11 protein-coding genes and 1 pseudogene are annotated in these 9,648 nt (G+C 37.7%); all 12 read right to left on the bottom strand.

Features of this window, described 5'->3' with window-relative positions; genetic code table 11:
- Nucleotides 1–61 precede the first annotated feature (61 nt).
- Nucleotides 62–1,153 (bottom strand): annotated as a pseudogene (locus AC6HVZ_RS14175) (Tex-like N-terminal domain-containing protein); the annotation flags it as partial.
- Between the two features lie 695 nt (nucleotides 1,154–1,848).
- The gene (locus AC6HVZ_RS14170) at nucleotides 1,849–2,445 is read right to left on the bottom strand and encodes a SpoIIE family protein phosphatase (protein WP_497558825.1); all 597 of its coding nucleotides are present in this window, start codon (nucleotides 2,443–2,445) and stop codon (nucleotides 1,849–1,851) included.
- Nucleotides 2,442–3,233, bottom strand: a complete 792-nt coding sequence (sigB, locus tag AC6HVZ_RS14165) for an RNA polymerase sigma factor SigB (RefSeq protein ID WP_497558824.1) — start codon at nucleotides 3,231–3,233, stop codon at nucleotides 2,442–2,444. The genes AC6HVZ_RS14170 and sigB overlap by 4 nt, the downstream gene beginning before the upstream one ends.
- Entirely contained in the window at nucleotides 3,205–3,681 is a 477-nt protein-coding gene (gene rsbW, locus AC6HVZ_RS14160) for an anti-sigma B factor RsbW (protein WP_497558823.1), read from the bottom strand. The genes sigB and rsbW overlap by 29 nt, the downstream gene beginning before the upstream one ends.
- Nucleotides 3,681–4,013 carry an STAS domain-containing protein gene (locus AC6HVZ_RS14155; protein ID WP_497558822.1) on the bottom strand — a complete coding sequence of 111 codons (333 nt, stop codon included), beginning with the start codon at nucleotides 4,011–4,013 and terminating at the stop codon, nucleotides 3,681–3,683. The genes rsbW and AC6HVZ_RS14155 overlap by 1 nt, the downstream gene beginning before the upstream one ends.
- 106 nt (nucleotides 4,014–4,119) lie before the next feature.
- A complete protein-coding gene (locus AC6HVZ_RS14150) occupies nucleotides 4,120–5,133 on the bottom strand; it encodes a PP2C family protein-serine/threonine phosphatase (RefSeq protein ID WP_497558821.1) in 1,014 nt (337 codons plus the stop codon).
- A gap of 250 nt (nucleotides 5,134–5,383) precedes the next feature.
- Complete coding sequence (locus tag AC6HVZ_RS14145) at nucleotides 5,384–5,782, bottom strand: anti-sigma regulatory factor (protein WP_497558820.1); 399 nt, start codon at nucleotides 5,780–5,782, stop codon at nucleotides 5,384–5,386.
- A 2-nt stretch (nucleotides 5,783–5,784) separates the two neighbouring features.
- A complete protein-coding gene (locus AC6HVZ_RS14140; RefSeq protein ID WP_497558819.1) occupies nucleotides 5,785–6,141 on the bottom strand; it encodes an STAS domain-containing protein in 357 nt (118 codons plus the stop codon).
- A gap of 6 nt (nucleotides 6,142–6,147) precedes the next feature.
- Nucleotides 6,148–7,017 carry an RsbT co-antagonist protein RsbRA gene (rsbRA, locus tag AC6HVZ_RS14135; protein ID WP_497558818.1) on the bottom strand — a complete coding sequence of 290 codons (870 nt, stop codon included), beginning with the start codon at nucleotides 7,015–7,017 and terminating at the stop codon, nucleotides 6,148–6,150.
- A 208-nt stretch (nucleotides 7,018–7,225) separates the two neighbouring features.
- Complete coding sequence (locus tag AC6HVZ_RS14130; RefSeq protein ID WP_497558817.1) at nucleotides 7,226–7,585, bottom strand: type II toxin-antitoxin system PemK/MazF family toxin; 360 nt, start codon at nucleotides 7,583–7,585, stop codon at nucleotides 7,226–7,228.
- 4 nt (nucleotides 7,586–7,589) lie between these two features.
- Nucleotides 7,590–7,874, bottom strand: coding sequence for a CopG family ribbon-helix-helix protein (locus AC6HVZ_RS14125; protein WP_497558816.1), 285 nt, complete (start codon nucleotides 7,872–7,874; stop codon nucleotides 7,590–7,592).
- A gap of 718 nt (nucleotides 7,875–8,592) precedes the next feature.
- Nucleotides 8,593–9,609, bottom strand: a complete 1,017-nt coding sequence (locus AC6HVZ_RS14120; protein WP_497558815.1) for a LolA family protein — start codon at nucleotides 9,607–9,609, stop codon at nucleotides 8,593–8,595.
- Nucleotides 9,610–9,648 lie beyond the last annotated feature (39 nt).

Genomic DNA, 9,648 nt, shown 5'->3' with positions numbered 1-9,648 from the left:
TGATTTAATAGGGTTCTTGGGGTTTCTATACCTGAAGACTTTTAATTGTCCCGAGTCCTGTAATAAATTGCAGGACAATTTTTTCTGCACCAATCGTATCATTCTTTGGTGCTGTTGGATACATAACACCAACATGATGAACTTTTCCCGTTTCATCAACTACCGCCAATTTGCAGCCAGTACGAAAAGCAGGGTCAACACCTAAAATCGTTTTCCCTTTCAATGGAGGCTGAAGCAACAGGTTTTTAAGGTTTTTAGAAAACACATCAATTGCCTGCTCTTCCGCTTTTTCTGTTAAAGTATTGCGAAGTTCACGTTCAATCGACGGCTGAATTAAACGTTTGTAGCTGTCATCGATGGCATTTTGTATCAATTCAACCACTGTTTCATTTGCCGTTTTTTTGATAATCGTACGACGTAAAAAGTCAGCGATCCGTTCTATTGGTGGCTCGATCGTCACCTTAAGCACATCTTCTTTTTCCCCACGGTTTAAAGCGAGAATTCGATGTGACACCATTGAACGCACTGCCTCACTATAATCATAATACATTTCAAATACTTTCTTTTCATCCAAATCAGCATGCTTCACTTCAGATTGAATGGTTCCCCGTTTGAATGTCTCTTCACGTATATATTCACGATACTTCGGTCCATCAGAAATCCACTCAGCCATAATATCATTAACACCAGCCAAAACTTCTTCAACCGTATGTAATTCATGTTCTTCTGAAACGTATTTTTCAGCCTCCGTGTTAATATCCGCTAGTTCCTGCTGCCAGACGACCTCAGCGAGTGGTTCCAATCCTTTTTCTTTCGCAATTGTAGCTTTTGTTCGGCGTTTTTGTTTATACGGTCTGTACAGATCTTCCACCCGTTGTAATTGTACAGCTTGGTTAATTTCATGTTCCAATTCTTCTGTTAGTTTCCCTTGATCATCAATGATGCGAAGAACTTCTTGTTTTCTATCCGATAAATTAACCGCATAATTCCATTTATCCTGTACCAGTTTAATTTGAACTTCATCCAATCCACCCGTTACTTCTTTGCGGTAACGGGCGATAAATGGAACCGTATTTCCTTCATCCAATAATGCGATAACTTTTCCAACAATATTTTTATTTACTTGAGCTTCATTAGAAACCCATTGGCTAATTTCTTGGTTTAATTCAAGTGCCACACTATTTCCTCCTCTACATACCTTTATATTTTACCAAAAAAAGCTCCGATTTCATAATTCAAGTTTCGGGGAGGAGGATCCAATGAGAGTACTACTCTACGACCAAACGAAATTAAAGTTGATGCAAACGGGCGAATGAACGCTTCTTACGGACAAGACTAACCTTTATCCATGCCAAAACGGCCCATTTTTAAACAATCATTTTTGTACATTCTTAATCTAGCATTTATACAGGTGGGTGGAGTTTGTGCGAGTTTGATAGTTATGGTGTAATTTTCTTGCGGCAAGAGACGGGAGGCGAGGGTGATGAGTTGAGAGATGTTTCGGGTAAGTTGAGAGATAACAGCCGTTTTCCTGTTTATCTCTCAACTTCAGGCGTGCTTCTCTCAACTTTGAGCACGTTTCTCTCAACTTTGGGTGTGTGTCTCTCAACTTTGAGCACGTTTCTCTCAACTTTGCCAAGGAATCTCTCAACTATACCCAGCACTCCCGACTATATTTAATAAAAGTACGGTCCCACCCTAATTCATGCGATTTTGTCCATGAGAGCACCCCCTATGGATATAACTAACCATATCCAAGCTTGCGATGTACATGAGATCGTATAACCACGACCGCACTGATAATAATCCACCAAGACAAATAGACTGACATACCCTATGCCAGCCTACTTAACCTTCATATCTCATTACAATTAATGTTGTATCATCTTTTCTAATATCCACACACATATTCTCGAAGTTTTTAGTAATTGTCTCGACATCATCGTGCATTAAAAAATTGCAGGATAAATCCTTATCAGATACTCCATCTGAAAACATAATAAAATTTGTCTCTGGCTCAAGCTTTTCCTTCGTTACTTTAAACGATCTGGGATAACCAGCCAGATACCCTCCATTTGGTATATTCCTCTTTTTTTTATGACCCTTGTTTACCGTCATCACACCAATATTTCCAATAGAAGAAAAAGAATACATATGTGATTTGAAATCCAGCTTCAATATACCAAGCACTACTCCACGCTTCCCAAGTAACTGTTTATTACATCTTTTTACAAGCTGCTCCACAGTTGCATATAGATTGCTTTTTATAATATCAATTACAATTTGGGAAGATTCTTTAGCAAATTGACCACTTCCAAGTCCGTCAGCTATTGCGCATACAAATTCATTTCCTGTCTCGGTATAAAAATAGCTGTCTCCACAGTAATAATTACCTTTTTTTGCTTGCTGGAAAACTGATACGTTGACTTTTTTCTGTGAACTCAATCAAATACCTCCGCACTATCAGATTGTATGGCTTCCCGAAGCTTACGCAGAGAACGGCGTTGCAGCCTTGATACATGCATTTGGGAAATACCGAGTAGTTCTCCAGTCTCCTTTTGACTCATATTGTCGAAATAGGTGCACTGCAGTATGCGTTGTTCTCTTTCAGATAATATGGGGAAAATTTTTTCAAGCATCATTCGCTGATCAATATTATCGTAACCAGCCTCTTCATTTCCCACTAAATCCAAGATTGAAACAGTACTTCCTTCTGAGTCTGCCTCAATTTTTCGATCCACAGAAAGAGCCTTATAGCTTTTGCCCATTTCCATTGTTTCTAATATATCTTCTTCAGAAACTTCCAAATAATCCGCTATTTCTTTTACTGTTGGAGATTTTTGATTTTTCGTTGTTAATTCATCTGCAGCCTTTTTTATTTTTGGTCCCAGCTCTTTAATTCTGCGCGGTACATGGACACTCCACGTTTTATCTCGAATAAACCGCTTTATTTCACCAATAATGGTGGGAATAGCGAAAGACTCAAAGGATTTACCAAATGTCTGATCATACCTTCTAACTGCAGCTAATAATCCAATCATACCTACTTGTACCAGATCTTCGTGGATCACACTATTCCTTGAATATTTTCTGGCAAGCGACTCCACTAAATCTTTATAAGCAAGGACAATTTTTTCTTGTACTACCTCATCAGTCGGCTCTTTTTGCAGGAATTCGATCCATTGGTAAACCTCATCTCTTCCGCTATAATGTGGTTGAGATTTGGTCGTCATCAAAGCCCACCTCAGTTTCGTAAAGATACTTCGTCATTAATACAATAACACCATGGTTATTATTAATTTGAACTTTGTCCATTAAAGCATTTATTATAAAGAGACCGAATCCGCCTTCTCTCATATTTTCAATAGGTTCATTATTTTTATATGGTCCAACTCCATTTTTTATTTCGCTTAGATTAAAGCTGCCCCCATGATCAGCAACCATGACTTCCAAGCGGTCTTCGTACACGCCAAAACCAATCGTTACCTCACCCTCATCATTCTCATGGTAAGCATGCGTTACTGCATTCGTAATTGCTTCAGAGATAGCTACCTTTAAATCTTCAATATCCTCATAGGAAAAACCTATTCTATTAGCAATTCCAGAAATACTTAAACGAACTACTCCTACATATTCTGCTTTTGCAGGAACCTTCATTTCAATAAAATCAAATTTTTCCATTACTCATTTCCACCTCGAATCACAGCGTTTATCTCGATAATTTCATCTAATCCAGTAATTTTAAACAGTCTTAAAACCCGATCTTGCAGGTTTATTAATTTCATTTGGCTATCGTTCTCTTTTGTAGATTTTAAAGCATTAATGAAGATACCTAGTCCCGTACTATCCATATAATTAACTTCCTCCAGATTAACTTCCACTAAATGGCCACTGTTTCTAGTTAAGGGCAGAAGGGTTTCTGTTAATTTAGGTGCTGTATATACATCTATTTCTCCGGAAAGGTCAACGATCGACTTATTATTCTCTTCGGTGATGTCAATTACTAAATTCAAAATAATTCCTCCTCTGACGATATTTATAAGACGTTTCTATTACTTGTCGTTAATTATTTAAGTTAGTCACAGTTCTATAAACCCCTCTACCTCTTTTTCATTTTAGTTAAACCACTTTTCGTAAAACCAACAATGTGAAATCATCTCGTAATTGGAAATTTTGTAGCCGTTCAAAGTGTTTATATACTTGATTGACCAGATCTTGAGCTGGTAAATTAGCATATTGTCTAATTACATCGAGCACCTCTTCACTCTCGATAAAGCGATCACCATCTCTGCACTCTGTTACGCCATCTGTTAATAATATAACCATATCATTTTTATTGATTTGCAATTCATACTGACGATAATCCGTATTAGGTGCAACACCTAACACAAGACCTTTTGCCTTAATTTCTTCAAACGTATCCTTTTCTGCATTGTAGTAAAAGCCAGGCTCATGCCCTGCGGTTGAATAATGAAGCTTGCTTTCTATGGGAATATACTGTGCGTAGAACATCGTTATAAACATACTAGGATCCACATTTCTTTCCACAACGCGATTTAAATTCTTTAATATATTTCTCGGGCTCATGGATTCTTCCGGATAACTATCCATTGAATATTTAATCATCGACATGCATAGAGCAGCAGGAATTCCTTTTCCGATAACATCTGCTATAGCAATTCCGAGTGTACCATCTTTGCCTTTTACAAAATGATGGTAATCTCCATTCATTTGCTGTGCAGGGACACTCACTACTCCGATATCCATACCTGCTATTTCAGGCTTTTTCGTTCCAAGCAGTGTATCCTGCATACTGGCAGCAACGGATATCTCTGATTTAAGTTCAAATTGTTCCTCTCTTAATTTTTGATATTCCTGGTGAGCAAGTCCATAAGCAATCATTGCTTCCAACAAAAAGTTCATCGAGTGCTGAAAGTCTTCAAACAGATTAGGATATAACTCGGATAATGCTTGAATATGTAAATTTACAATTTCCTCTGGGAGAATATTGCTTTTAATAAAGTTTTTACTTACCTGCTCAACTTCATATAGGGATTTCTCATCTTGTGTCTTAATATAATGTTCCAATAAATCCTTATAAGTAGCTGCCTCTAGATTCAAAAGATCATCCATTCAATTTTGTCCCCCTGTATAAAACAATCTCTGATTTTTATTGTGTGTACATTCATCAAACAATATTTTTTCCTGTTAAAAGGCAGACATCTATGTTCTCATATTCTGCTTAAAACACTTTTCATACGTGCTTTTCCTAAGATATGAAAGCCAACTCACATCAGTGGGAGTTCATAAAGTGAAACTTCAGTCAGTGGGGGTATTACAGCCCGTTAATGCGTGATAAACTTCCACTGATGTGAGTTTTTCGTTAGCGAAGCCATTTAACGGCTTTTATTTTGGTTCCTTTGCCCACTTCTGACTTCAGATCAAACTCGTCCATCAGACGTTTTACACCAGGAAGGCCAGCACCCAGTCCGCCAGATGTTGAATAGCCATCCTGCATCACTTGGCTAATATCGTCAATTCCAGGACCTGTGTCAATAGCAATCATACACATGCCTTGCTTTATATCATCAATTACCTCAAAGCAGATTTGTCCACTATCAGCATATAAGTATATATTACGAGCTAATTCTGATATCGCAGTTGCTATACGTGCTTGATCGACCGTTCCAAAACCGACCTTCTTTGCAATGTCCCGACCTAACTGTCTGGCACCTACAATATCCCACTCCTTATGAATATTCACGCAGGACTCTGGGTTCATCATTATACCCCCAATTCCTGATGTAGTTTGATTAGACCTTGTTCTAAATCTAAAGCGGTAGGAACATTTTTCATATGAATTCCAAGGTCAATCAACGTCATCGCCACAGCCGGTTGGATTCCGGTTAGAACTACTTTCGCTCCCATAAGATCTGACATCGTAACCACGTCACCCAAAACCTTCGCAATAAACGAATCAATAATTTCTACAGATGTTAAATCAATCACCACTCCTGACGAACCACTTTTATGAATTTTATCCAATAAATCCTCTTGAAATTGTATCGCCGTATTGTCATCTATTTCGGTTTGTATCGAGATTAATAAATAGTTTTGTAGTTTAAGAATAGGTATTCTCAAGTCCGCTCACTCCCCTTGCAATGAATGAATCATTTTCCCAATACTTTCTTCTTTATTCTTAAGATCGACTACTTTTCGATTTGTTATTTCTAGAGCAGTAGTAAATCCTTTTTTCAATGTACTTTTTGTTGGAAATTTTCCTAAGTCAATGCCTAAATTAACAATCGTCTGTGCTATTTCTGGACGGATTCCAACAAGAATGCAGGTAGACCCGATTAAACGGACCGCTTCAGCAGCTTGGATAATATGGTGTGCAACCATTGTATCAACAACAGGAACACCTGTAATATCCATTAAAACAACTTCAGAATTATGATTTATCACACCTTCAAGCAAATTTTCCATAATTAATTTTGCCCGATCTGTATCAATTGTTCCAATTAATGGCATGATCGTAATCTTATCCATAACCGGTATAAGTGGTGCAGATAATTCCTGCAAAGCTATGCGCTGCAGGGAAACAATATGCTCCCAGCTACCTGAGTATTCGTTCACTAACTGACGGATAAGCGGCTCCACCCATTGATCCACACTTTTTAATACATTAGAAAAGTAGTCAGAGTCCACTTTTTCAGACTGGCTTAGTATATAGTCCACAGTAACTCTTCTAAAAACCTGTAATCCATCTGTAATATAGCTTAGAGGCCACCCAAGATTAATAATCTTTTCTGAGAAAACTTCTACAGCCTTTGATGATCCCTGATTTGTAACACTTGTAAATATAACATTTACGAACTCTCGATTGGTACTTTCAAATAATTCATCAGATATTGTCGCAGTGTAGTTGCTATCTTTTAATGAATTAACCTCTTCCATCCACATTTGAACAATCGCATCACTATTCTCGATTGCTATTTTTTTGAATTTCTGGTCCATGGTTTACCTCCATTAATAGTTTATATAATTATGAATATTGTTACATGTAAACAAAGATTGTGCAAATTTTTACCATCAAATTTAATCATATAGAGATTTTTTTCTATTGTATCATAAACAGAACAAAATCTAGTCGAATCTAGAGAGCCATGCAGAAACATATTTGATCAATAAAAAATACCCTTGTATTTGTTCACAAGAGTATTACCTAATGATCGTACATATCCCTAAGCCCGAGACTTATTTCTAATGCCTGATCTATTTTTTTCATCATTTCTTTGTCCAGTTTAGTAATCTTATCTGTTAGACGCTGCTTATCCAGCGTACGAATTTGTTCTAGCAAAATAACAGAATTTCGATCAAACCCATAACGTTTCGCATTAATTTCTACATGTGTAGGCAATTTCGCTTTTTGTATCTGAGCTGTTATCGCTGCTACAATAACGGTTGGGCTAAACCGATTTCCAATATCATTTTGCAGGATCAATACCGGGCGAATGCCTCCCTGTTCTGATCCGACAACAGGGGAAAGGTCAGCGAAATAAACTTCGCCTCTTTGAACGATCAAATTATTACACCCCGATCACAGAGCGCTCTAGGGTGTTTTCAGCCTCCTCTTCGGCTTGAAAAGCTTCTGATGCGATTGTTAGATTAATGCGGCCCATTTCTTCGTATCCTCTTTGCATTGTTTCACGAAATTGTTGTATATGCTCATCTTTCTTGTGCTGCAAATAGTTTCTGGTTGCCTGACATATGAAGTCACTTAAGTCACTATTCTCATGCTTCATTAATCCATCCACCTCATTTAGTAGGTTTTTTGGTAATTTTACTAAGATCTCCTGTAAACTCTCTGACAAAACCATGCACCTCCGCCAACTGTTGAACGAACAATATGAAATTCATTATAATAATATCATTGAATCCCAACGTTTGCAAAGGGTTCCTCGAATTTTTTATAAAAAATATGCTTTTTGTCGTTTATTCACATATTTTTCCGGGTAAATATAGAATCTGTTGCTTTTATAATTGCTTTTAGTTTAATTGATTATATCCCGATTAATCTGTAATTGCAATTGCTATATGGACTTCAGTTAAATATATGCTTGGATTCCTATTTCATGCATTCATTTCAAAAAACACGTTAACGACGTAGGTGAAATGATTATACAAAGTAACCTAACTTTATTGCTGCTGTCAGGAATAATCACTCTGGCGAATGCTTTTTAATGGGCATAGCCTCAAGCCTTTTCGGAAAGAACAAAGGCGCGGGGGGCGCTCGTTTAGCTACGTACGGAATGGACTGAGCCGCAGGAGATAAAGGAAACTCAGGCAACCGGAGGAAGCCGATGTTGACATTCACCACAAGGGTATAAGTGTGACTAAGCCTCTGGTTCCCAATCAGCAAGTCTTCTTTATCGTACGGAGGTAAAGGAAGTCTGCTATGGCTTTAGCGCTGGAGCCGGACGTGGCTGATTCGGTTGTTTTGTTATCCACAGCCCACAAATTTTATAATTTCCTAGACGACAAAAAAGCAGACCCCCTCTCCGTATGCGAGTCTGCTTGCCACTTTTTCATTTACTTCACTTCTTGACCTTGGACAGATTGTGCGACCTGAATTAATTCTTCCCTTGTTAACTCATCACTAGCTAATACGAAATCAACTCCATCAAGCGTCCACTCCACCTTGTTTTCTGAAAGAGCAGCTACCGTCTGACCTAGATTCACGATATCCCCTTTTGCTTCTTTTGGTGCGGAGAAGGTTGGTAGAGCTTCAGCACTTTCTTCAACTAAGGTAAAATTCTTTTCCCCAGTAAACGTAAGAATAACACGCTTTCCATTCGCTATATCAACTTCTCTTTTTTCGGTTAATTCGGCACCGGCCATATATTCTGGCAATGCGACGGTGAGCGAATTATCTGCCGGCAGTCCTGATACCGGGGTTTCAGTCGCTGCACTTGTCATGTTTTTTTCCATGGCAAAATCATCTTCTTCAAACGTTGGATCTGTATCAAAGCTTGAAAACTTCACCTCAACTAAAGCATTCCTATCCTTATCAAGCACTTTTACAAGAACAGGTGTAAATGTTTTTTTATCAAAGTGAATCTCTTGAAATGGCAGATTGTTATTGCTTTGATAATTTGTTTTTGTTTTAAAAATATAATTGGTATCCGTTGATTCAAACGCTGCTTCTTTATCATTTAATACATCATTTACAAGTGATTGATAAAGGTATGGCTGACTGCTATTATCCGGCCATTCTGTTTGAAACTTAAAGCTTTTATTTAAAGCTGGTGTCAATACAAATACACCATCCTCATTTTTCAAAATAACTTGGCTGCCTTTTTCTTCCTGATTATTTTCGAGTGCAACCCGGTAAAAATTATCTTTCTTATGCCAAATATCTATATTAAATTTCTGCTCTTCCTGTCCCGTATTCATTGCCATTTCTGCATTAGCTTTATAACCGCTCATTTCTTCCAGTGTTTCTTCAAGCTTCTCAGCAACATCCTCTTGGGACTTTTCCCCACATGCCGATAAAACCAAAATAGAACCTAAAACCATTGCTACCCAAACGCCAAACATTTTTTTCATGGACATATCTCCCTTGTCTCAGTTCAAAACAAAGGGAAC

The organism is Oceanobacillus sp. NCCP-135, from assembly GCF_059698015.1.
The sequence above is the reverse complement of the archived record's forward strand: the minus strand, read 5'-3'. Positions and strand labels throughout refer to the sequence as shown.

Bases quoted from the DNA above. Each gene is read 5' to 3' on its own strand.
- AC6HVZ_RS14150 (WP_497558821.1), bottom strand. From the start codon at position 5,133: ATGGATGATCTTTTGAATCTAGAGGCAGCTACTTATAAGGATTTATTG.
- rsbRA (WP_497558818.1), bottom strand. From the start codon at position 7,017: ATGGACCAGAAATTCAAAAAAATAGCAATCGAGAATAGTGATGCGATT.
- sigB (WP_497558824.1), bottom strand. From the start codon at position 3,233: ATGACGACCAAATCTCAACCACATTATAGCGGAAGAGATGAGGTTTAC.
- rsbW (WP_497558823.1), bottom strand. From the start codon at position 3,681: ATGGAAAAATTTGATTTTATTGAAATGAAGGTTCCTGCAAAAGCAGAA.
- AC6HVZ_RS14145 (WP_497558820.1), bottom strand. From the start codon at position 5,782: ATGAACCCAGAGTCCTGCGTGAATATTCATAAGGAGTGGGATATTGTA.
- AC6HVZ_RS14120 (WP_497558815.1), bottom strand. From the start codon at position 9,609: ATGAAAAAAATGTTTGGCGTTTGGGTAGCAATGGTTTTAGGTTCTATT.